The organism is Rhodoferax sp. TS-BS-61-7 (genome assembly GCF_002943465.1).
Classification (GTDB): domain Bacteria; phylum Pseudomonadota; class Gammaproteobacteria; order Burkholderiales; family Burkholderiaceae_C; genus Allorhodoferax.
Genome location: NZ_PTQY01000002.1, coordinates 54,083 through 75,415, shown reverse-complemented (window position 1 = coordinate 75,415; position 21,333 = coordinate 54,083). Strand labels below are relative to the sequence as shown.

General features: G+C 61.9%; 20 protein-coding genes. 16 read left to right on the top strand and 4 right to left on the bottom strand.

Annotation, left to right across the window (positions count from 1 at the left end; translation table 11 throughout):
• Positions 1 to 155 precede the first annotated feature (155 nt).
• Positions 156 to 602 carry a DUF3429 domain-containing protein gene (locus C5F53_RS06165; RefSeq protein WP_105260503.1) on the top strand — a complete coding sequence of 149 codons (447 nt, stop codon included), beginning with the start codon at positions 156 to 158 and terminating at the stop codon, positions 600 to 602.
• The gene (locus C5F53_RS06160) at positions 599 to 862 is read left to right on the top strand and encodes a TIGR03643 family protein (RefSeq protein WP_105260502.1); all 264 of its coding nucleotides are present in this window, start codon (positions 599 to 601) and stop codon (positions 860 to 862) included. Before C5F53_RS06165 ends, C5F53_RS06160 begins: the two co-directional genes overlap by 4 nt.
• 56 nt (positions 863 to 918) lie before the next feature.
• Here C5F53_RS06160 and C5F53_RS06155 read toward each other — a convergent pair whose 3' ends face one another.
• Positions 919 to 1,695: a ferredoxin--NADP reductase gene (locus C5F53_RS06155; protein ID WP_105260501.1), complete on the bottom strand. Its 777-nt coding sequence runs from the start codon at positions 1,693 to 1,695 to the stop codon at positions 919 to 921.
• A 136-nt stretch (positions 1,696 to 1,831) separates the two neighbouring features.
• On the opposite strand from C5F53_RS06155, the gene C5F53_RS06150 reads away from it, so the two are divergent.
• Positions 1,832 to 2,200: a thioredoxin family protein gene (locus C5F53_RS06150; protein ID WP_105260500.1), complete on the top strand. Its 369-nt coding sequence runs from the start codon at positions 1,832 to 1,834 to the stop codon at positions 2,198 to 2,200.
• Here the strand turns inward: C5F53_RS06150 and C5F53_RS06145 are convergent.
• Both C5F53_RS06145 and alaS read right to left on the bottom strand, forming a co-directional pair.
• Positions 2,179 to 2,718, bottom strand: coding sequence for a TlpA disulfide reductase family protein (locus C5F53_RS06145; protein ID WP_161499892.1), 540 nt, complete (start codon positions 2,716 to 2,718; stop codon positions 2,179 to 2,181). The two genes, C5F53_RS06150 and C5F53_RS06145, sit on opposite strands and share 22 nt — an antisense overlap.
• 83 nt (positions 2,719 to 2,801) lie before the next feature.
• A complete protein-coding gene (alaS, locus tag C5F53_RS06140) occupies positions 2,802 to 5,648 on the bottom strand; it encodes an alanine--tRNA ligase (RefSeq protein ID WP_105260948.1) in 2,847 nt (948 codons plus the stop codon).
• 156 nt (positions 5,649 to 5,804) lie between these two features.
• Between alaS and C5F53_RS06135 the strand changes: the two genes are divergently transcribed.
• Genes C5F53_RS06135 through C5F53_RS06110 form a run of 6 tightly spaced genes read left to right on the top strand, consistent with a single transcriptional unit; the run spans position 5,805 to position 11,454 of the window.
• Positions 5,805 to 6,545: a GntR family transcriptional regulator gene (locus C5F53_RS06135; protein ID WP_105260498.1), complete on the top strand. Its 741-nt coding sequence runs from the start codon at positions 5,805 to 5,807 to the stop codon at positions 6,543 to 6,545.
• The gene (locus C5F53_RS06130) at positions 6,542 to 7,456 is read left to right on the top strand and encodes a dihydrodipicolinate synthase family protein (RefSeq protein ID WP_161499891.1); all 915 of its coding nucleotides are present in this window, start codon (positions 6,542 to 6,544) and stop codon (positions 7,454 to 7,456) included. Before C5F53_RS06135 ends, C5F53_RS06130 begins: the two co-directional genes overlap by 4 nt.
• 33 nt (positions 7,457 to 7,489) lie before the next feature.
• On the top strand, positions 7,490 to 8,491 hold the full coding sequence (locus C5F53_RS06125; protein WP_105260496.1) for a sialic acid TRAP transporter substrate-binding protein SiaP: 1,002 nt from the start codon (positions 7,490 to 7,492) through the stop codon (positions 8,489 to 8,491).
• A gap of 14 nt (positions 8,492 to 8,505) precedes the next feature.
• Entirely contained in the window at positions 8,506 to 8,985 is a 480-nt protein-coding gene (locus C5F53_RS06120) for a TRAP transporter small permease (RefSeq protein WP_105260495.1), read from the top strand.
• Positions 8,982 to 10,280 (top strand): TRAP transporter large permease, encoded by a 1,299-nt coding sequence (locus C5F53_RS06115; RefSeq protein WP_105260494.1) that lies wholly within the window; start codon positions 8,982 to 8,984, stop codon positions 10,278 to 10,280. The genes C5F53_RS06120 and C5F53_RS06115 overlap by 4 nt, the downstream gene beginning before the upstream one ends.
• 4 nt (positions 10,281 to 10,284) lie before the next feature.
• Positions 10,285 to 11,454 carry a fumarylacetoacetate hydrolase family protein gene (locus C5F53_RS06110; RefSeq protein WP_105260493.1) on the top strand — a complete coding sequence of 390 codons (1,170 nt, stop codon included), beginning with the start codon at positions 10,285 to 10,287 and terminating at the stop codon, positions 11,452 to 11,454.
• A 422-nt stretch (positions 11,455 to 11,876) separates the two neighbouring features.
• Here C5F53_RS06110 and C5F53_RS06105 read toward each other — a convergent pair whose 3' ends face one another.
• Positions 11,877 to 12,806, bottom strand: a complete 930-nt coding sequence (locus C5F53_RS06105) for a LysR family transcriptional regulator (RefSeq protein ID WP_105260492.1) — start codon at positions 12,804 to 12,806, stop codon at positions 11,877 to 11,879.
• 232 nt (positions 12,807 to 13,038) lie between these two features.
• Between C5F53_RS06105 and C5F53_RS06100 the strand changes: the two genes are divergently transcribed.
• The 7 genes from C5F53_RS06100 (at position 13,039) to C5F53_RS06070 (ending at position 21,291) form a co-directional block, all read left to right on the top strand.
• Complete coding sequence (locus tag C5F53_RS06100; RefSeq protein ID WP_105260947.1) at positions 13,039 to 14,190, top strand: ABC transporter substrate-binding protein; 1,152 nt, start codon at positions 13,039 to 13,041, stop codon at positions 14,188 to 14,190.
• A 21-nt stretch (positions 14,191 to 14,211) separates the two neighbouring features.
• Positions 14,212 to 15,237, top strand: coding sequence for an ABC transporter ATP-binding protein (locus C5F53_RS06095; RefSeq protein WP_105260491.1), 1,026 nt, complete (start codon positions 14,212 to 14,214; stop codon positions 15,235 to 15,237).
• Positions 15,238 to 15,247: 10 nt separating this feature from the next.
• The gene (locus C5F53_RS06090) at positions 15,248 to 16,150 is read left to right on the top strand and encodes an ABC transporter permease (RefSeq protein WP_105260490.1); all 903 of its coding nucleotides are present in this window, start codon (positions 15,248 to 15,250) and stop codon (positions 16,148 to 16,150) included.
• Positions 16,140 to 16,937, top strand: coding sequence for an ABC transporter permease (locus tag C5F53_RS06085; protein ID WP_105260489.1), 798 nt, complete (start codon positions 16,140 to 16,142; stop codon positions 16,935 to 16,937). Before C5F53_RS06090 ends, C5F53_RS06085 begins: the two co-directional genes overlap by 11 nt.
• A gap of 39 nt (positions 16,938 to 16,976) precedes the next feature.
• Positions 16,977 to 18,422: a gamma-aminobutyraldehyde dehydrogenase gene (locus C5F53_RS06080; RefSeq protein WP_105260488.1), complete on the top strand. Its 1,446-nt coding sequence runs from the start codon at positions 16,977 to 16,979 to the stop codon at positions 18,420 to 18,422.
• Between the two features lie 25 nt (positions 18,423 to 18,447).
• Positions 18,448 to 19,752 (top strand): 4-aminobutyrate--2-oxoglutarate transaminase, encoded by a 1,305-nt coding sequence (gabT, locus tag C5F53_RS06075; protein ID WP_105260487.1) that lies wholly within the window; start codon positions 18,448 to 18,450, stop codon positions 19,750 to 19,752.
• A gap of 69 nt (positions 19,753 to 19,821) precedes the next feature.
• Positions 19,822 to 21,291 carry an NAD-dependent succinate-semialdehyde dehydrogenase gene (locus tag C5F53_RS06070; protein ID WP_236635266.1) on the top strand — a complete coding sequence of 490 codons (1,470 nt, stop codon included), beginning with the start codon at positions 19,822 to 19,824 and terminating at the stop codon, positions 21,289 to 21,291.
• Positions 21,292 to 21,333 lie beyond the last annotated feature (42 nt).

Genomic DNA, 21,333 nt, shown 5'->3' with positions numbered 1-21,333 from the left:
GGGACACACGGGGGGCGGTTTCCCACAAAATACGGGCACCGCATGCTGCCACAGTGGCAAGCAAGCTTTGTATGTATGGCTTTTCAGGACGCAACCATGGACAACGACGACGAGCGCTGCTGCGGAACCAGTGCCTTGCAACAAGGCGAAGCCCCATGATCGCAGCCCCCACATCCCTGCCCTTGCCGCGCTGGGCCGCCCGGCTGGGCTATGCCGGTGCGCTGCCGTTTATTGCGCTGGCTGTGGCCGCCTGGTGGGCGCCAGCCGCCTACCGCAGCCAAGCGGCCTTGGCCCTGCTGGCCTATGGCGCAACCATTGCCAGTTTTATGGGAGCCATCCACTGGGGCTTGGCCATGCGCGGGCCACTCACGCCACAACCCGGCCCGTTTGTATGGGGCGTGTTCCCCAGCCTGGTGGCGTGGGTGGCGCTGCTACTACCACTGGCACAAGGCCTGGTCACGCTGGCCTTATTGCTAGGTATCTGCCTGGCCGTGGACCGGCGCAGCTACCCAGCCTATGGTCTAACCGACTGGCTACCCATGCGTCTGCACCTGACACTAATCGCGGCGTTAAGCCTACTGGCTGGGAGCCTAGTCTCATGACGCGGGCCCAAGTTGCCCTGACAGAATCTGACGTTTCGCGCATCGTGGAAATGGCTTGGGAAGACCGCACGGCGTTTGAAACCATTGAGACCCAATTCGGCTTGAATGAATCCGCCGTGGTGGATGTGATGCGCAGGCACATGAAACCCAGCTCGTTTCGCATGTGGCGCAAACGCATGGCCGGCCGGACCACCAAACACCTGGCGTTGCGATCGTCCGAGGTCCAACGGCACCGCGCCAGCCACACCCGGCAGGCATAAAAAAGGCCTGCAAGCAGGCCTTTCCTGTAAATCGCAGGCCGCTTGGGCCACTGTGTTTATTGCTCCACGAAGGCGCGTTCCACCACGTAGTCGCCTGGAGTGGTGGTGTTGCCTTCCTTGAAACCCTTGGCATCCAGGATTTCGCGCATGTCTTTGTTCAGGCCAGGGCTGCCACAGATCATGATGCGGTCCACGGCCGGGTCCAGCGGGGGCAGGCCCAGATCGGCAGACAACTTGCCGCTTTCGATCAGTGTGGTGATACGGCCCTGGTTTTCAAAGGCTTCACGGGTCACCGTGGGGTAATACAACATTTGCTGGCTGACCGTTTCGCCCAGGAATTCGTGCTGGGGCAGCTCAGTTTTGAACAGGTCGTGGTAAGCCAGCTCTTTCACTTCGCGCACGCCGTGCACCACGACAACCTTCTCGTATTTCTCGTAGGTCTCGGGGTCCCGTGCCACGCTCAAAAACGGGGCCAGGCCGGTGCCGCTGCCCAGCAGGTACAGGTTTTTACCGGGCAAGAGGTAGTCAATCAACAAAGTGCCGGTGGGCTTGCGGCCCACCACAATCTTGTCACCCACCTTGATGTGCTGCAGCTTGGAGGTGAGCGGGCCGTCTTGCACCTTGATACTCAAAAACTCCAGGTGTTCTTCGTAGTTGGCGCTGGCAATGGAATAGGCGCGCAAGAGCGGCTTGCCATTGTCTTGGCGCAGGCCAATCATGGTGAAGTGACCGTTGGAAAAACGCAGAGCCGGATCCCGAGTGGTGGTGAAGCTGAACAAACGGTCTGTCCAGTGGTGTACGCTTAAAACTGTTTCTTCCAGAAATGCACTCATGGGGGCCTTGGGTGAGGGTCAGTCAGTGGGAAATGCCCGCAGCCACTTTCGGCTAGGGCGAAACCCTATATTGTAAAACTCCATACCCCCACGACTTGTTATATCGATATTGATTTGAGTCATTAGCGCGACCGCCATGCCCCACGCCTCCGCCCCGTCCGAAACTACCTCTAGCGCCCCACTGCTGGTGGCCTGCCTGTGTGCCCAGTGGTGTGGCACCTGCACCGAGTACCAGCCGCTGTTTGCCCAGCTGCAGGCCGACTTTCCCGGCGCGCGTTTTGTGTGGGTCGATATTGAGGACGAGGCCGACCTGGTGGACCCGGTCGAGGTGGAGAACTTTCCCACCATCCTGATTGCGCAGGGCACGCAGCCCCGTTTTTTTGGCACCGTGATGCCACACCTGGAGACCCTGCGCCGGCTCATCCAATCCAGCAGCGCGCCCGATGCGCGCGCCGTGCAGGCCCCCGAGGTGCTGGCCTTGGCTCAGCGCTTGCGCGCGCGCTGAGGCTGCAGCAGGGGCTGCCAAAGGCGCTCCCCCTCGGGCCCAGCCCAGTCCAGCGCGCCACGTACCACACTGCGCGTCCGGCCGTCGGAATCAATCAACACCGTGGAGGGGTAAATGCGGATACCCCAGGCTTTGGCAGTGTCGCCTTGTACATCGCGCACCACAGGCAAAACCAGACCCGTGTTTTGCACAAAACGGGCGATAGCCTCGGAAGATTCTTTGAGGTTGATGGTGAGTACCACCAGGCGTTCGCGCTCGCGTTCGGCCAGGGTTTGCAGTGCGGGCATCTCGGCGCGGCAGGGTTCACACCAACTGGCCCAGAAGTTCAGCAAAACCGCACGGCCCTTGAGCGCAGGCAGGTTCCAGCGTTTGCCTTCCAGGTCCACCCAGTCCACGGGCGGCTGGGTGTGTTGGCGGTTCCAGGCCAACACGTCAAAACCCGGGCTGGCTGCGGCAAACCCAGCCCAAGGCGCCACACTTGCCACGCCCAAGGCGCCCAGCAGGTGGCGGCGTTTCATGGGCATTTATGCATCAAATAGGGCTCTAGCCCGCATGGAATATGCGCAAGCAGCTCCCTATTTGATAGCACATCCACAGCCACTTATAGCTTGGCAGTCACCCAGGCCTGCACGCTGGCCAGCGCGCCGGCCAGCTTGGCGGGCTCGGTACCGCCGGCCATGGCCATGTCGGCCTTGCCACCACCCTTGCCGCCCACTTGCGCGGCCACAAAGTTGGCCAGCTCACCGGCCTTGACCTTACCCGTGGTGTCGTTGGTCACGCCCGCGGCGATCTGCACCTTGTCGCCATCTACCGCGCCCAGCACGATGACGGCCGTCTTGAGTTTGTCCTTGAGCTTGTCCATGGTGTCGCGCAGGGTCTTGGCATCGGCGCCGTCCAGCTTGGCGGCCAGCACCTTCACGCCGTTGATCTCCACTGCGCCACCGAGCAGTTCGTCGCCCTGGGCAGACGCCAGCTTGCCCTTCAAGGCCGCCACTTCTTTTTCCAAAGCCTTCACTTGGTCCAGCACCTGGCCCAAGCGGTTGCCCAGCTCAGCCACGGGGGCCTTCAAGGTGGATGCCGCGGCGTTCACCGTGGTTTCCAGGTCTTGCAAGTAGGCCAAGGCGCCCTGCCCGGTTACGCCTTCGATACGGCGCACGCCAGCGGCCACGCCGCCTTCTGCCACCACCTTGAACAAGCCGATATCACCGGTGCGCTGCACGTGGGTGCCGCCGCACAGTTCGGTGGTGCTGCCGATGTCAAGCACGCGCACGACCTCGCCATACTTCTCGCCGAACAACATCATGGCGCCGGTTTGTTTGGCGGCCTCAATGTCCATCAGGCGTGCCTGGGTGGCCGCGTTGCTCAGGATTTCCGCGTTCACGATAGCTTCGATCTGCTGCACCTGCGCGTCGGTGACCGGTGCGTTGTGTGCAAAGTCAAAACGCGTGCGCTCGGCGTTCACCAGGCTGCCCTTTTGCTGCACGTGGTCGCCCAGCACTTCGCGCAGGGCTTTGTGCAACAAATGGGTGACCGAGTGGTTGCGCTGGGTGGCGGCGCGCTGGGCGGCGTCCACATGGGCAGTCACTGCGTCGCCCACCTTCAGGCTGCCGGTCTTCAGCATGCCGTGGTGGCCAAACACATCGGCCTTGATCTTTTGGGTGTCGCCCACTTCAAACAGGCCCGCGTCGGAGAACACCGCGCCCTCGTCGCCCACCTGGCCACCGCTCTCGGAATAGAAGGGCGTGGTGTCCAGCACCAGCACGCCTTCTTGACCGGCTTTGAGCTCGGCAACCGGCGTACCGTCTGCGTAGAGCGCTACGATTTTGCTAGCTTGTGTGAGGTGCTCATAACCCACAAAGGTGTTGCCTGCGCCGGTGTACTCCAGCGCCTTGTCCATCTTGAACTTGCCCGCCGCGCGGCCTTTGGCCTTTTGCTGCTCCATGGCGGCCTTGAAGCCCGCCTCGTCCACGTCCACACCGTTTTCACGGCACACGTCGGCCGAGAGATCCAGCGGAAAACCATAGGTGTCGTGCAACTTGAAGGCCACCTCGCCGGGCAGAACAAGCCCCCTCCAATCTCTTGGAACAAAGTCAATGCTCTTATAGCTGCTCAATGACTCAACCAATTTTTCGACAATATCTTGTTCAGGGATTACGTCCACAACAAACACGGCCTTAGACAACTCACCAGTCGAATCACTCAGTGACTGATAGCGAAAGCCGCCTCCAGTTGGGACTACGCCTTCCAAGACCAAGTTCGGTTGACGCTTCTTTACCTGTTCGCAATCTAAAGACATATCCAGTATGTCCATACCGGTAGCCAAGGTTTCAAAGAAGCGTTCTTCTTCCACGCGCAGCACTTCGGTGATGCGGGCTTCTTGCGACGCCATGTTGGGGTAGGCGGCGCCCATCACCTGCACCAGGTCCTTGACCAGCTTGTGGAAGAACGGTGTCTTCTGGCCCAGCTTGTAGCCGTGGCGGATGGCACGGCGCACGATGCGGCGCTGCACGTAGCCGCGACCTTCGTTGCTCGGGATCACGCCATCGCTCACCAGGAACGCAGTGGCGCGGATATGGTCGGCAATCACGCGCAGGGACTTGTTGTCCAAGTCGGCGCAGCCGGTCTCGCGGGACGCGGCCTTGATCAGGGTGTCGAACAGGTCGATCTCGTAGTTGCTGTGCACGTGCTGCAGGATGGCGGCCAGGCGCTCCAGGCCCATGCCGGTGTCCACACAGGGTGCGGGCAACGGCGTCACGGCGCCGGTCTCGTCCATGTTGAACTGCATGAACACGTTGTTCCAGATTTCGATGAAGCGGTCGCCGTCTTCATCCGGGCTGCCGGGGGGGCCGCCGGGGATGTGGTCGCCGTGGTCATAGAAGATTTCGGAGCACGGGCCGCAAGGGCCGGTGTCGGCCATCATCCAGAAGTTGTCGCTCTTGTAGCGGCCGCCCTTGTTGTCACCAAGGCGGATGATGCGTCCCTCTTGCTTTACGCGCTCAGGCGTCCAGCCGGACTTGACAAAAATATCTTCCCAGATGGCATGGGCCTCGTCGTCTTCCTGGTAGACCGTGGCATACAGCTTGTCAGCGGGGAGCTTGTAAACGGTGGTCAACAACTCCCAAGCCCAGTTCAGACTCTCCTTCTTGAAGTAGTCGCCAAAGCTCCAGTTGCCCAGCATCTCGAAGAAGGTGTGGTGGCGCGCGGTGTAGCCCACGTTTTCCAAGTCGTTGTGTTTGCCGCCTGCACGCAGGCAGGCTTGCACAGACGCGGCGCGCACATACGAGCGCTTGTCGGTGCCCAGAAACACGTCCTTGAACTGCACCATGCCCGAGTTGGTGAACATCAGCGTGGGGTCGTTGCCGGGGACCAGCGGGCTGGACGCCACTACGGTGTGGCCCTTTGAGGCAAAGAAGTCGAGGAAGGTTTTGCGAATGTCGGAAACACTCATTACAGGCTGGGTCATGTCTGGTTTTCTTCGCGCGTGGGGTCAATAGAGCCTTCTATTATCGCCGCCCCGGGGCGACAGCCCGCCCGCACCCCACAAGGCCCCGCACAAGGGTAAACACCATGCATTTCGCATTGAAATTTAACTAACATGTCAGTCATGACACAGGCTGCAGCCACCGCCCCCGACGACACCACCAGCCAGCGTGCGCGCGCCTACCAGGGCTTCACCCAGCAAATCTTCAACGGCGGCATACGCGCCGGGCAGTTCATCTCGCAGCGCGAGCTGATGGCCCTGCTGGACATGCCCCTGGGCGCCGTGCGCGAGATGATCCCCCGCCTGGAAGCCGCCGGCCTGGTAAAGACCGTACCCCAGCGCGGCCTGCAGGTGGCGCATGTGGACCTCAAGTTGATCCGCAATGCCTTCCAGGTGCGCTCCATGATTGAGCGCGAGGCGGTGCTGAACTTTGTGCGCAGCGCCAGCGAGACCGAGCTGGCCGCCATTGAGGCCAGCCACCGCGACATCTTGCACCGTGCCGAAGCCCCGGATGCGCTGAACGACACCGCCCTGCTGGACGACGCCCAGGCCGTGGACTGGGGCTTGCACGACCGCATGGTCGACGCGCTGGGCAACGACATCATTTCCGAGCAGTACCGCGTGAACAGCCTGCGCGTGCGCCTGATCAAGCTGGAGCACAGCGTGATCACGCCCAGCCGATTGATTCCGGCCATGCAGGAGCACCTGCGCTTTATCGAAGCCCTGCGCCAACGCAACGCCGCACTGGCGGTGGAGTTGCTCGAAGACCACATCAGTAGCGCGCGCAGTCGCGTGATGAACGCGCCCCTGGAACAGGTGCGCAGCGAATGGAACACCCCCCACACCCCAAGGAGAAGCGTTTGAACCCCGATATCCACGGCCTCTGGCCTGCCCTGTTGTTGCCCGTCACCACCGACGGCGCGCTCGACACCCCGCGTGCCATTGCCCATGCCCAGCGCCTGCTGCAAGCCGGTTGCGACGGTGTCACCCTGTTTGGCACCACAGGTGAAGGCCCGGCCTTCACCGTGGCCGAACGCAAAGGCTTGCTCGAATCCATGCTGGGCGCAGGTATTCGAGCCGACCAGATCATCGTCACCACCACCGCACTGGCGCTGGGCGAGGCGATTGAACTGGGCCAACACGCCAGCCGCCTGGGTGTGCACCGCCAAATGCTGATGCCGCCGTTCTTCTTCAACCAACCGCGCGACGCGGGCATCATTGAAGCCGTGTCGCAAGTGGTGCGCGGCATTGGGGACGATGGCCTGAAACTGCTGCTCTACCACTTCCCCGCCATGAGCACCTTTGGTTTTTCACACGCCGCCATTGCCGAGCTGGTGCGCCGCCACCCCGGTCAGGTGGTGGGGGTGAAAGACAGCAGCGGCGACCGGGCCCATTCCCTGGCGCTGGCACGCGCTTTCCCACAACTGGCCATTTTGGTGGGCGCTGAGCCTGATGTGGCCCCCGTGATGTGTGAAGGCGGTTCCGGCTCCATCAACGGTTTGGCCAATATTGCGCCGCGCCTCATGAAACGTGTGATGAGCGCCCCCGACAAAGTGGCGCCAGCCGATGCCCAGCTGATTCTGGACCTGCTCAAGCTGCTCTCCATCAAGCCCGGCATGCCCTTTGTAGGCGTGTACAAAGCCATGCTGGCCGAACAGACCGGTGACAACGCCTGGCTAACCATGCGCGCACCGCTGAGCCCCTTGGATAACACCGAGCTGGAAACCGTGCGCAGCGGTTATCGTGCCATCGGTAGCGCTTTGAGCCACCTGTGATTTGAGATTGACATAACTAAAGGAGACACAACCATGACCACATCCCACCTGAACCGTCGCACCCTGCTGGGTGCTGCTGCTGCCCTGGGCGCTAGCGCCCTGCCCGCCATGGCACAGACCAAAACCGTGCTGCGCATCTCCACACCCGCCGTGCCCGATGACTGGCACGCCAAGATGTGGACTGTGTTCAAAGAGCAACTCGAAAAGACGGCTCCAGGCGAATTTGACGTGCAGATCAACCTGAACGCCACACTCTTCAAACAAGGCACCGAACCCGCCGCCATGGCGCGTGGCAACCTGGAGCTGTCCAGCATTTCCGCATTTGACATTGCCAAGCTGGTGCCCGAGTTCTCCATCTTCACCGCGGGTTACGTGGTGCGCGACCCCGAGCAGCAGCAAAAAATCTTCAACGGCCCCATCGGTGCCGAGCTGTTCAAGCTGGTGTCTGAAAAAATGGAAGTCACCCCGCTGGCCACCGTGTACCTGGGCACCCGCCAGGTCAACATGCGCGAAGCCAAACCGGTTAAGACCCCGGCCGACCTGAAAGGCGTGAAGCTGCGCATGCCCGGCTCCAAGGAATGGCTGTTCCTGGGCGAAGCCTTGGGCGCCACCGCCACCCCGCTGGCCTTTGGCGAGGTCTACATGGGCCTGAAGACCGGCACCATCGATGGCCAGGACAACCCTCTGCCCTCGGTGCGCGCGGCCAAGTTTTATGAGGTGACCAAGCAGTTGGTGCTGACCAGCCACCTGGTGGACGGCATCTTCATCGCCATCTCCAACAAGAGCTTCAACGCACTGACCACCGCACAAAAACAAAAGGTGACCGCCGCCGCCCAGGCAGCCGCGGCCTACAACAACGAAAACCGCATCAAGGAAGAAGGCCAGTTGGTGGAGTTCTTCAAGAAGGAAGGCCTGCAGGTCATCACCCCCGATGTGGACGCCTTCCGCAAATCGGTGCAGACCACCTACCAGACGTCTGACTACGCCAAGGTCTGGCCCAAGGGTCTGCTGGATCGCATCAACGCGACCAAATAAGCGACGCATTCCCCATGTTGCGTCGATTGCAACAGGCCGCCAACCTTCTGGGCGGCGGCCTTTTCCTGACCCTGTTTGTCGTGTTCATCATCCAGATAACAGCGCGTTTTGGCTTCAACAAGCCCTTGCCGTGGACCGATGAGGCGGCCGTCATTTTGTACGTGTGGGTGATTCTGTGGGCCGCAGCTGCCGTGGTGCCAGAGCGCGAACACGTGGTGTTTGACCTGGTGTGGAACAGCGTGAACACCCGCACCCGCCAAGCCATGCGCATTGTGGGCAACCTGATGGTGGGTGGCCTGGCCCTGGTGGCCATTCCTGCCAGTTGGGACTATGTGCACTTCATGGCCCGCGAAGGTTCACCCGTGCTGAGCCTGCCGTTTATGTGGATTTTCTTGCCGTTTGTGTTGCTCTTGATCGCCCTGGTCATCCGCAGCGCCTGGGCCATCTGGAACGCCGTGCGTGGCATCGGCCTGGAAGCGGAATTGCGACTATGACCTCTGGAATCTGGATTCTTGTTGGCGTGATGGTGGCAGGCCTGCTGCTGCGCATGCCTATCGGTTTTTCCATGCTGGTGTCGGGCGTGGCCTACCTGCTGGTCAAAGGCCAGGATGTAGGCCTGGTGGCCGAACAGGTAGGCAACGGTCTCTACAACAGCTATGTGTTGCTGGCGGTGCCGTTGTTTGTGTTTGCCGCCAACATCATGAATGCGGGCACCGTGAGTGAGCGCATTTTTGACTTCTGCCGCATCCTGGTGGGCCGCATGCGCGGTGGCCTGGCGCAGGTGGACATTTTGGTCAGTGTGATCTTCTCTGGCATGAGCGGCAGTGCCATTGCCGATGCCGCGGGCCCCGGCCTGGTAACCATTCGCCAGATGCTGAAAAAGCCGGAGTACACACGCGGGTTTGCCGGTGCCGTGGTGGTGGCCAGTGCCACGCTGGGGCCCATCATTCCACCCAGCATTCCCATGGTCATCTATGCCCTGGTGTCGGGCGCCTCCGTGGGCGCACTGTTCCTGGGCGGTGTGGTGCCGGGCTTTCTGATGGCCGGGCTGATGATGTTTGTGGTCCACATCATTGCGGTCAAACGCAATATGCCGCGTGACGAGCCGGTGCCCCGCTCCGAGTGGGCAGGTCTGATCTTCCGTGGTGCTCTGCCTTTGTCTATGCCTATCGTCTTGCTCGGTGGCATCTACTCGGGCGCTTTTACCCCCACAGAAGCAGCGGCCGTGGCCGCGCTGCATGCGCTGATTTTGTCCACCGTGGTGTTCCGCGCACTCACCTGGCGCAGCTTTTGGGGCGTGGTGCTGGAGTCCACACGCGGCAGCGCCGTCATCACGATCATCCTGGCTGGCTCCTTCATGCTGAACTACGCCTTCACCGCCGAGGGTGTTCCCCAAAGCATGGCGACGTGGGTGGACAGCATGGACCTCACCAAAATCCAGTTTTTGCTGCTGGTGAACGTCATGTTCCTGGTGCTGGGCTGCTTTCTGGATGTATCCGTGCTGCTGCTGGTGTTTGTGCCCATGTTGCTGCCCGCAGCCAAGCTACTGGGTGTGGATTTGGTGCACTTTGGTGTGCTGGTGGTGCTCAACATGATGATTGGCCTGATTCACCCACCTTTTGGCATGCTGCTGTTTGTTACCAAAGCTCTCACCGGCATTCCGATTGGCGAGATGATGAAAGAAGGCTGGCCCTTCCTCGTCATGCTCTTGTGCCTGCTGCTGGCAATCACCTGCTTCCCCCAAATCGTGCTTTGGCTGCCCCAGACCATGGGTTATGTGACTGGATAAAACGATGCAACTCACTCCCGACAACACCCTCCCCCTCGACGGCACCCAAGGTGCCCTGGTCGGCCGCATCTGGCGCCCCGACGTGCAAGGCCCCAGCGTGGTGGCGCTGCGTGACGGCATGGTGCTGGACATCAGTGCTACCTACCCCACCGTGCGCGATCTCTGCGAAACCCCCGACCCCGCCGCTGCTCTGCGGGCGGCTCAAGGAAAGGTGGTTTGCAGCCTAGAAGATTTACTGGCCAACAGCAACGGCCACCAGAACAAGCAAGACCGCCCTTGGCTATTGGCGCCTTGTGACCTGCAAGCCATCAAGGCAGCAGGCGTGACCTTTGCCACCTCCATGCTGGAGCGCGTGATTGAAGAAAAGGCACGCGGCAACCCGGCCGCTGCCGTCGCGATCCGCACCGAAATTCAGGCACTGATTGGCGACGACCTCTCCAAGCTGACACCGGGCTCCGAGCAGGCCATGGCGCTCAAACAAGTGCTCATCGCCCAAGGCGCCTGGAGCCAGTACCTGGAGGTTGGCATTGGCCCGGACGCAGAAATTTTTACCAAGGCTCCAGTGCTGGCCGCCGTGGGCTGCGGGGCCGACGCAGGTCTGCACCCCGCATCCCACTGGAACAACCCGGAACCCGAAGTGGTGCTGACCATCAACTCGCGCGGCCAGGTGGTGGGCGCCACCCTGGGTAACGACGTGAACCTGCGCGATGTGGAAGGCCGCTCGGCCCTACTGCTGGGCAAGGCCAAGGACAACAACGCCTCGGCGGCCATTGGTCCTTTCATCCGCTTGTTTGATACCAGCTTCAACATCGACGACGTGCGCCAGGCCGAGCTGAGCCTGCGGGTGGAAGGGGAAGATGGTTTTGTGATGGACGGTTATTCGTCTATGGCCCGCATCAGCCGCGACCCGCTGGCATTGGCGGGCCAACTGATGGGGGCGCACCACCAGTACCCGGATGGCGCCATGCTGTTTTTGGGCACGCTGTTTGCGCCCGTGCAGGACCGCGATGCGCCGGGCAGTGGATTCACCCACAAACTGGGCGATGTGGTGACCATCACCAGCCCCAAGCTGGGCACGCTGCGCAACCGCATGCAGGCTACGGACCACTGCCCACCTTGGACTTTCGGCGCTTCGCACCTGATGCGCAACTTGGCTAAGCGTGGGTTGCTGTAACTCACTTTTTTTGTTGGGCTGCACCGCTTTTTTGGACACCCACTCCCCCAGCCCCTCGCCCCGTCGGCGAGGGGAGCCTTTTTAACAGCCGATTTGGTGGTGTTGCTCCGGCTGCGGTGCTACACAAGGACTGTCGCCAGCGGGTGGGTGCGCCACGGCCAGTGCCAACGGTTGTAGTGGCCACGAACGTGCTTGCGCTCCACTCCTGGCGTGCGCAGCCGCCAGCGGTTCCGCGCACACCCATCAGAAGTCCTACAACCGCCGCCCGGGGCCGTGGAGCGAACAAACAGTCGCAACAAAACTCCAGTAGCCATGTAGTCGGCGCACAACGAAAAAATACGGCTGTTAAAAGCTCCCCTCGCCGACGGGGCGAGGGGCTGGGGGAGTGGGTGTCCAAAAAAGCGGTCTAACCCAACCAAAAACTACCGCAAATGCCCCCCCGTAGCCGGCAAATACCCATCCAGCGTAGGCCGCACCGCCGTCAAAAAGTTGCTCAGCGACTCCGGCAACACCGCCCCCTTGCGCCAAGCCAACCCCACATCCAGTGGCGGCAAGGGCTGCACCAAGGGCCGTGCCTCAATGCGATCCCCCTCCAGCGACCAAGGGCGGTACAACATGTCGGGCAACACCGAACAGCCCGCCCCAGTCGCTACCAGGCTGCGCACCGCCTCCACCGACGAGGTACGGATCAACACATTGGGGTCGGCACCGCCGGCATTCCACAGCGCCGTGGTGGCATCGCCCAGCTCGTCCACCTGCAGCAGGATCAGTGACTGCTGCGCCAGCTCCGCGGCCTGGATTCTTTCCTCGCTAACCAACCGGTGGTTCACCGGGCACCAGACCCGCCAGCCGGAGCGCAGAATGGTCTCGGTCTCCAGTGCGCGGTAGTTCTGCAGCTGTGACACCACGATCAGCGCGACATCGAGCTCCCCACTCACCAGCAAATGCTCCAGGTAATCGCGCCGGTCTTCGGTGATCTGCACCTGGATGCGGGGAAACACGCGGCGGAAGCGGTCCAGCAGAAACGGCAGGTAATAACCCACCATCAGGCTGGTCACCCCGATGTTGAGACTGCCGGTAACGGTATGGGGGCGGGAGGCCAGGGCATCGCGCGCGTTGCGCATGGCCACCTCAATTTGGTGGGCGTGGCGCAAAAACTGGTGGCCCGCATGGGTGAGCGACATGCCACGTGCCCGGCGTTCGAACAGCAGGGTGCCCAGGTCGGCCTCGATTTGGGCAATTGCGGCCGAAACCACTGATTGCGAGACGCCCAATTCCTGAATGGCAGCAGAAATGGAGCCAGATTCGGCCACCGCTATGAAATACCGAATGCTCTTGAAAGACGTGCTCATTTCGCTATTTCTTCATTTCAGGCACCTTTTTGGCTCGTTTAAAGGGTAAACCCGCAAATGCACTGCTTTGAGGCATAGGGTAAACCACTAAATAAACGTTTTTTGGTGCGAGGTTTCTGTTTTCCCGATGGATTGTATTGCCTTGGCGATATGGTTCAAGTCCAGGGCAAAACCTAAGATGCTTTTCAGGCCCGCACCTGCGCGCCCCAACAACCAACGTCAGGAGTTCTTCATGTCCCAAACCCGCGCACTACTCACCGGTTTGCTGGCCGTGGCCGCCGCCACCTCCAGCCTCGCAGCTCCCCCCAAGGCACTTGGCAAGGGGGAGGGGCAGCTCAACATCATCGCTTGGGCCGGCTACATCGAGCGCGGCGAAACGGTCAAGGAATACGACTGGACCACCAGCTTCGAAAAGTCTTCGGGCTGCAAGGTCAATGTCAAGACCGCTGCCACCTCGGACGAAATGGTGTCCCTGATGAAGGCCGGTGGTTACGACCTGGTCACGGCATCCGGTGATGCCAGCGGGCGCCTGATCGCCTCCAAGCTGGTGCAAGAAGTCAACATTGGTCTGGTACCCAGCTACAAAAACATCGACTCGCGCCTGCAAAACGCGGCCTGGCACACGGTGGATGGCAAACACTATGGTGTGCCTTACCAGTCCGGCCCCAACGTGCTGATGTACAACACCGATGTGTTCAAGAAGGCCCCCGACTCCTGGGCCGTGGTATTTGAAGAGCAGAACCTGCCCGACGGCAAATCCAACAAGGGCCGTGTGCAGGCCTACGACGGCGCCATCTACATCGCCGATGCCGCGCTGTATCTCATGAGCAAGAAGCCTGAGCTGGGCATCAAGGACCCCTACGAACTCAACGAAAAACAGTACGCCGCCGTGCTGGAGCTGCTGCGCGGCCAGAAGAAGCTGACCCACCGCTACTGGCACGATGCCACCGTGCAGATGAATGACTTCAAGGGTGAAGGTATTGCCGCTTCGGGCTCCTGGGGCTTCATGGTGAACTCGCTCAAGGGTGAGAAGAAACCCATTGCCTCAGTCGTGCCCAAGGAAGGTGCAACTGGCTGGGCCGACACCACCATGCTGCACGCCAACGCCAAAAACGTGAACTGCGCCTACCAGTGGATGGAACACCAGTTGAGCGACAAACTGCAGGCCCCCTTGGCCGAGTGGTTTGGCACTGTGCCGGTCACACCGGGCGCGTGCAAAGCCAAAGCCCCCGGCGGCAGCGACTTCTGCAAGGTCAACGGTTTTGACGACCTGAACAAGATCAAGTTCTGGAAGACTCCCCAGGCCAAATGCACCACCCAAGGCACGTGTGTCCCCTACGCCAAGTGGGCGATGGATTACATCGCCATCATGGGTGGTCGGTAAGTTTTAAAAAATAAGGTGTGTATGCCAGTTGCAATCGAGTTCAAGGGTATTTCCCGGCATTACGGTGAGGTCAAGGCGCTGGACGGCGTCAGCTTCACCGTGCAGGAAGGGGAGTTTTTCTCCATGCTGGGGCCTTCGGGCTCCGGCAAGACCACCTCCCTGCGGCTGATGGCCGGCTTTGAGCAACCGAGCAGTGGCAGCCTGACCCTGATGGGCCAGGAGGCCTCTGGCACACCTCCGTATGAACGCGACGTCAACACCGTCTTCCAGGACTACGCGCTGTTTCCGCACATGGACGTGCTGGACAACGTGGCCTACGGATTGATGGTGCGCAAGGTTCCTCTGGCTGAGCGCCATGCCCGGGCCCGTGAGGCCCTGGCTATGGTGGCCCTGCCCGACCATGCACAGCGCACACCGGCCCAGTTGTCCGGCGGCCAACGCCAGCGCGTGGCGCTGGCCCGGGCGCTGGTCAACCGCCCACGCATCCTGTTGCTGGACGAGCCGCTGGGCGCACTCGACATGAAGCTGCGCGAGCAAATGCAGGTCGAACTCAAGGTGCTGCACCGCAAGCTGGGCATCACCTTTGTCTATGTCACGCATGACCAGGGCGAGGCCCTGTCCATGTCAGACCGTATTGCCGTTTTTAACCAGGGAAAGATCGAGCAGATTGCCAGCCCGCGGGACTTGTACCACCAGCCGCGCACCCGTTTTGTGGCCGACTTTGTGGGCAGTGCCAATGTGATCGATACGCCACTGGCCCACACCCTCACCGGCGCACCGCAGGCCTTTGCCGTGCGGCAGGAAAACATCGGCATCCACCCAATCGGCACAGCTGCTGCGGCAGGCCGTTGGCTGGTGGAAGGTGAAGTGCTGGCGATCCAGTTCCTCGGTGCCAGCCAGCGGCTGGAGGTTCAGGTCGGTGGGCAGGTCATCACGGCCATGCAGGCTGAAAGCGAGGCCGCCTCGGCACTGGCTGCCCAGACCCAGCCCGGCCAGCGTGTGGCGCTGAGCTGGTCGCAGCAGCACATGGTGATGCTGGACGCCTGAGACCCCTGCCATGCGCGCACTCTCCAACCTCATTTACCAGCGGCGCACACTCACGCTGCTGCTGATCCTCATGCCACCGTTGCTGTGGTTTGGCGTGGTCTATGTGGGCTCGCTGCTCACGCTGCTAAGCCAAAGTGTGTTTGTGTTCGACGACATGAGCATGTCCGTCGTGGCCGAATTCACCACCGACAACTTTGCCAACCTGCTGGTGCCGGCCAACCTGGACATTGTGCTGCGCACACTGGGCATGGCCATCGCCGTGACACTGGGCACGGTGCTCATTGGGTTCCCTATGGCCTATTACATGGCGCACCACGCCAGCCCGGCAGAAAAGGGCTTCTTTTATGTCGGCGTGATGTTACCCATGTGGGCCAGCTACATCGTCAAAGCCTATGCCTGGACCGTGCTGCTGGCCCAGGGCGGTGTGATTTACTGGGTGGTCAATGCGCTGGGGCTGCAAGCGGTGCTGCAGGCCGTACTCGCCATCCCGGTGATTGGGGGCGACACCCTGGCCACCTCCAACCTCGGGCGTTTTCTGGTGTTCACCTACATCTGGCTACCTTTCATGGTGCTGCCCATCCAGGCCGCCATCGAGCGTGTGCCGGCCAACCTGCTACTGGCCTCAGGCGACCTGGGCGCCCGCCCTTGGCAGACCTTCCGCACCGTGCTGTGGCCGCTGGCGTTCCCCGGTGTGGTGGCGGGTTCCATCTTCACCTTTTCGCTCACGCTGGGTGACTACATCATTCCCCAACTGGTGGGCCCCTCGGGCCTCTACATCGGCAACATGGTCTACACCATGCAAGGCACCATCGGCAACATTCCCATGGCCGCAGCCTTCACTTGTGTGCCGATTGTGCTGATCACGATCTACCTCTCTATCGCACGCAGACTGGGGGCATTTAATGCACTCTAAGCACCGTTTACTCCGCATCACCGCCTATGCGGGCCTGGCCTTTTTGCACCTGCCTTTGTTGTTCATTGCGCTGTACGCCTTCAACAACGCCGACAGCAGCTACAGCTTCCCCATGGAGGGGCTCACACTTCGCTGGTTCGCCCGGGCGCTGGAGCGCACCGATATCCACGAAGCGATTTACCTCTCCATGTCGGTGGCGGCCATGGCCACCATCATCGCCATGGTGCTGGGCACCCTCACTGCCGCCGCACTGAACCGCGACCGTTTCTTCGGCAAGGACGCCTTCACCACCATGCTGATCATGCCCATCGCATTACCGGGCATCGTGACCGGCATTGCCCTGCTGGCGGCCTTCAAGATGCTGGAGGTCAACCCCGGCTTCTGGACCATCGTGGTGGGCCACGCCACGTTCTGTGTGGTCATCGTGCACAACAACGTAGTGGCGCGCCTGCGCCGCCTGCCCAGCCGCCTGTGGGAGGCCTCCATGGACCTGGGCGCGGACACCCTCACCACGCTGCGTTACATCATCCTGCCGCAGCTGGGCACGGCCTTGCTGGCCGGCGGCATTCTGGCTTTTGCGCTGTCGGTGGACGAACTCATCGTCACCACCTTCACCGCCGGTGCCGACAAAACTTTGCCGATCTGGCTCATGGGCCAGTTGGGCCGCCCGCGTGAGGCGGCCATTACCAACGTGGTGGCACTGGCCATCATGGTTCTCACCATGCCCCTGATCCTGCTGGCCTGGCGCCTGACCCGCGATGGCGACGCCAGCCCCAATACCCGCTAACAACACGTCATTCCTTTTCTCTCACCCTTGGAGCACCCCATGGCTGCAACCCGTTTTCCGACCCAACTTCTGATCAATGGCCAACGCGTTACCGGTGAAGGGCGCGCAGAAGCCGTCCTCAACCCGTCCACCGGCGAGCAGCTCTGCGAAGTGCGCGAGGCCAGCGCCGACCAGTTGCGCCTGGCGGTGGACGCCGCGCACGCCGCCTTTCCTGCCTGGGCCGCCCTGACCCCGCGCGACCGCAGCGCCTACCTGCTCAAGATTGCCGATGCCATTGAAGCCAATGGCGACGAGTTCGCCATGCTGGAGTCGCTGAACTGCGGCAAGCCGCTGGCTGCCGCGCGCAACGACGAGATCCCGGCGATTGCCGATGTCTACCGCTTCTTTGCCGGCGCCATCCGCAATATGTCGGGCGCATTGGCCGGTGAATACCTGCCGGGCCACACCAGCATGATCCGGCGCGACCCGCTGGGTGTGGTGGCTTCCATCGCGCCGTGGAACTACCCGCTCATGATGGCGGCCTGGAAACTGGGGCCGGCCATTGCCATGGGCAACACCGTGGTGCTCAAGCCGTCGGAAAACACACCGCTGACCACGCTGCGCATGGGCGAGCTGCTGGCCGAAATCCTGCCGCCGGGCGTGGTCAACATCGTGTGTGGCCGGGGTGACACCGTGGGTGCACCGCTGATCCGCGACCCGCGCATTCGTATGGCGTCGCTCACGGGTGATGTGTCCACCGGCAGCAAGATCATGGAGTCGGCCGCACGTGGCATCAAACGCACCCACCTGGAACTGGGCGGCAAAGCCCCGGTCATCGTGCTGGACGATGCCGATCTGGGTAGCGTGGTGGAAGGCCTGCGCACCTTTGGGTATTACAACGCCGGGCAAGACTGCACCGCCGCCTGCCGCGTCTACGCCACCGAGGGCATCTACGAGAAGCTGGTGGCCGACCTCAGCAGTGCGGTGTCCACCATCAAAACTGGCACCCAGCAGGAACCCGGTGTGGAGATGGGGCCGCTGATCTCGGCCCGCCAGCGTGATCGCGTAGCCAGCTTTGTAGACCGCGCCAGCCAGCTGCCGCATGTGGAAATCACGGCGGGTGGCAGCACCCTGGGCACCAAAGGCTTTTTCTACAAACCCACCGTGGTGGCCGGCGCCCTGCAGGACGACGAAATTGTGCGCAGCGAGGTGTTTGGTCCGGTGGTGTCCATCACCCGTGTGAAAGACGCCGAGCAGGCCGTGGCCTGGGCCAATGAGTCGGACTACGGGCTCTCCAGCTCGGTGTGGACCAGCGATGTGGGCCGCGCCATGGGCATTGCCTCACGCCTGCAGTACGGCTGCACCTGGGTCAACACCCACTTCATGCTGGTGTCCGAAATGCCACACGGCGGCATGAAACACTCGGGCTACGGCAAAGACATGTCGGTCTACGCGCTAGAGGACTACAGCTGCGCCCGCCATATCATGGTGAAACACAACGCCTGAGCAGCCATTTTTGAAGGTATTGCACATGACCACCAACAACAGCACATCCGCTACCAACGCCACCCTCATGGCCCGCCGCCGCGCCGCCATCCCCCGCGGAGTCGGCCAAAGCCACGAAGTTTTCATCACCAAGGGCGAGAACGCCGAGGTGTGGGATGTGGAGGGCCGGCGCTACATCGACTTTGCCGGTGGCATTGCCGTGCTCAACACCGGCCACCGCCACCCGGAGATCATTGCAGCGGTCAAAGACCAGTTGGACCACTACACCCATACCTGCTTCCAGGTGCTGGCCTACGAGCCTTATGTGGAGCTGGCCGAACGCATCAATGCGCTGGCGCCCGGCAACTTTGACAAGAAAACCTTCTTTCTGAGCTCCGGTGCCGAGGCCGTGGAAAACGCCGTCAAGATCGCCCGTGCCTACACCAAACGTGCTGGCGTCATCGCGTTCACCAGTGGCTACCACGGCCGCACGATGATGACGCTGGGTTTGACTGGCAAAGTAGCGCCTTACAAGGTAGGTTTTGGCCCTTTCCCGGGCGACATCTTCCATGCGCAGTTTCCCAATGCGCTGCATGGCGTGAGCGTGGATGACGCGATGGCTTCCTTGGAAACCATCTTCAAAAACGACATCGAAGCCAGCCGTGTGGCGGCCATCATTGTGGAACCCGTGCAGGGCGAAGGCGGGTTTAACGTAGCGCCGTTTGACTTTTTGCAACGCCTGCGCGCCCTGTGCGACCAGCACGGCATTCTGCTGATTGCCGACGAAATCCAGACCGGCGCGGGCCGCACTGGCACCTGGTTTGCCATCGAGCAAAGCGGCGTGGCACCCGACCTGATCACCATGGCCAAGTCCATGGCCGGGGGCTTTCCCATCTCTGCCGTGGTGGGCCGTGCTGAAGTGATGGACGCCCCCGCTCCCGGTGGCTTGGGTGGCACCTACGCGGGTAGCCCGCTAGGCTGTGCGGCGGCCCTGGCCGTGCTGCAAATCTTTGAGAAAGAACAACTGTTGCAACGCAGCCAGGCCCTGGGGCAGCGCATTACCAGCCGCCTGCAGACACTGGCGACCACGCAACCCGCCATTGCCGACGTGCGCGGCTTGGGTGCCATGGTGGCCATGGAGCTGTGCAAAAACGGCGATGTGCACCAACCCGATGCCGATCTGACCAAACGCCTGTGTGCCGAGGCCACCAAACAAGGGCTCATCCTGCTGTCCTGCGGCACCTATGGCAACGTGGTGCGCATCTTGGTGCCGCTGACGGCCAGCGACGCCATCGTGGACAAAGGCCTGGACATGCTGGAAGCCGCCTTGGCGACTGCGCTGCAAGCCTGAAACCGGCGGACGGAAGTACCATAGACCTTCCGCCCCGCCTTGTCCTTTGCCATGACCACCGAGAGCCCCATGAACAGTCCCCTTGCCCTGCTCAAAGACCCCACCCTCCTCAAGACCGATGCGCTGATCAATGGCCAGTGGGTGGCCGGCGCCTCCCGCTTTGACGTGTTGGACCCCGCCACTGGCGCCAAATTGGCCGATGTGGCCAACCTGGGGCCCCAAGACGCCAACGCCGCGATCGCCGCCGCCAACGCCGCCCTGCCGGCCTGGAAAGGGAAAACTGCCAAAGAGCGCAGCATCATCCTGCGCAAGTGGTTTGACCTGCTGATGGTCAACCAGGAAGACCTGGCCCGCATCATGACGGCCGAACAAGGCAAGCCCTTTGCCGAGGCCAAGGGCGAGATTGCCTACGGCGCCAGTTTTGTGGAATGGTTTGCCGAAGAGGCCAAGCGCGTCAACGGCGAAACCCTGCCGCAGTTCGACAACAACCGCCGCCTGATGGTGATCAAGCAGCCTATCGGCGTGTGCGCGGCCATCACCCCCTGGAACTTTCCGCTAGCCATGATCACGCGCAAAGTGGCGCCTGCGCTGGCGGCCGGCTGCACGGTGCTGATCAAACCCGCAGAACTCACGCCACTCACCGCCCTGGCCGCGGCCGAGTTGGCGATTCGTGCGGGCATTCCGGCCGGCGTGCTCAATATGATCACGGCGGATAGCGAACAGTCGATTGCCGTGGGCAAAGTCATTTGCGCCAGCGACGTGGTGCGCCACCTGAGCTTCACCGGCTCCACCGAAGTGGGCCGCATCCTGATGGCGCAGAGCGCGCCCACCGTCAAGAAGCTGTCGCTAGAGCTGGGCGGCAATGCCCCCTTCATCGTGTTCGACGATGCCGATGTGGACTCCGCCGTGGAGGGTGCGCTGGCCAGCAAGTACCGCAACGCGGGCCAAACTTGCGTGTGCGCCAACCGCTTTTATGTGCAGGCCGGGGTGTACGACCAGTTCGTCGCCAAGTTCAGCGCCAAGGTCAAGGCCATGAAGGTCGGCAACGGCTTTGAAGACGGAGTGCTGCAAGGCCCGCTGATCGAAGACGCCGCGGTAGAGAAGGTCAAACGCCACGTGGCCGACGCCGTGGCCAAAGGCGGCAAGGTGGAAACTGGCGGCCACGCGCTGCAAGGCCAGTTCTTCGAACCCACGGTCGTATCCGGCGCCACCGCCGACATGTTGTGCGCGCGCGAAGAGACCTTTGGCCCCTTCGCCCCGGTGTTCAAGTTCACCACCGAGCAAGAAGCGATTGACGCCGCCAACGCCACCGAGTTCGGCCTGGCCAGCTACTTCTACAGCCGAGACATCGGCCGCATTTACCGCGTGGGCGAGGCACTGGAGTACGGCATGGTGGGTGTCAACGTCGGCATACTCGCCACCGAGCACGTGCCCTTCGGCGGCGTCAAGCAGTCCGGTCTGGGCCGCGAAGGCTCGCACTTCGGCATGGACGACTACATTGAGGTCAAGTACCTCTGCTTGGGCGACATCCTGAAATAAGCCCCGCCCCACGCTCCCCCACAAGCCGGCTTTTGCCGGCTT

Bases quoted from the DNA above. Each gene is read 5' to 3' on its own strand.
- alaS (WP_105260948.1), bottom strand. From the start codon at position 5,648: ATGAGTGTTTCCGACATTCGCAAAACCTTCCTCGACTTCTTTGCCTCA.
- C5F53_RS06085 (WP_105260489.1), top strand. From the start codon at position 16,140: ATGCACTCTAAGCACCGTTTACTCCGCATCACCGCCTATGCGGGCCTG.
- C5F53_RS06115 (WP_105260494.1), top strand. From the start codon at position 8,982: ATGACCTCTGGAATCTGGATTCTTGTTGGCGTGATGGTGGCAGGCCTG.
- C5F53_RS06160 (WP_105260502.1), top strand. From the start codon at position 599: ATGACGCGGGCCCAAGTTGCCCTGACAGAATCTGACGTTTCGCGCATC.
- C5F53_RS06095 (WP_105260491.1), top strand. From the start codon at position 14,212: ATGCCAGTTGCAATCGAGTTCAAGGGTATTTCCCGGCATTACGGTGAG.
- C5F53_RS06090 (WP_105260490.1), top strand. From the start codon at position 15,248: ATGCGCGCACTCTCCAACCTCATTTACCAGCGGCGCACACTCACGCTG.
- C5F53_RS06165 (WP_105260503.1), top strand. From the start codon at position 156: ATGATCGCAGCCCCCACATCCCTGCCCTTGCCGCGCTGGGCCGCCCGG.
- gabT (WP_105260487.1), top strand. From the start codon at position 18,448: ATGACCACCAACAACAGCACATCCGCTACCAACGCCACCCTCATGGCC.
- C5F53_RS06120 (WP_105260495.1), top strand. From the start codon at position 8,506: ATGTTGCGTCGATTGCAACAGGCCGCCAACCTTCTGGGCGGCGGCCTT.
- C5F53_RS06105 (WP_105260492.1), bottom strand. From the start codon at position 12,806: ATGAGCACGTCTTTCAAGAGCATTCGGTATTTCATAGCGGTGGCCGAA.
- C5F53_RS06080 (WP_105260488.1), top strand. From the start codon at position 16,977: ATGGCTGCAACCCGTTTTCCGACCCAACTTCTGATCAATGGCCAACGC.
- C5F53_RS06155 (WP_105260501.1), bottom strand. From the start codon at position 1,695: ATGAGTGCATTTCTGGAAGAAACAGTTTTAAGCGTACACCACTGGACA.
- C5F53_RS06070 (WP_236635266.1), top strand. From the start codon at position 19,822: ATGAACAGTCCCCTTGCCCTGCTCAAAGACCCCACCCTCCTCAAGACC.
- C5F53_RS06145 (WP_161499892.1), bottom strand. From the start codon at position 2,718: ATGAAACGCCGCCACCTGCTGGGCGCCTTGGGCGTGGCAAGTGTGGCG.
- C5F53_RS06100 (WP_105260947.1), top strand. From the start codon at position 13,039: ATGTCCCAAACCCGCGCACTACTCACCGGTTTGCTGGCCGTGGCCGCC.
- C5F53_RS06125 (WP_105260496.1), top strand. From the start codon at position 7,490: ATGACCACATCCCACCTGAACCGTCGCACCCTGCTGGGTGCTGCTGCT.
- C5F53_RS06135 (WP_105260498.1), top strand. From the start codon at position 5,805: ATGACACAGGCTGCAGCCACCGCCCCCGACGACACCACCAGCCAGCGT.
- C5F53_RS06110 (WP_105260493.1), top strand. From the start codon at position 10,285: ATGCAACTCACTCCCGACAACACCCTCCCCCTCGACGGCACCCAAGGT.
- C5F53_RS06150 (WP_105260500.1), top strand. From the start codon at position 1,832: ATGCCCCACGCCTCCGCCCCGTCCGAAACTACCTCTAGCGCCCCACTG.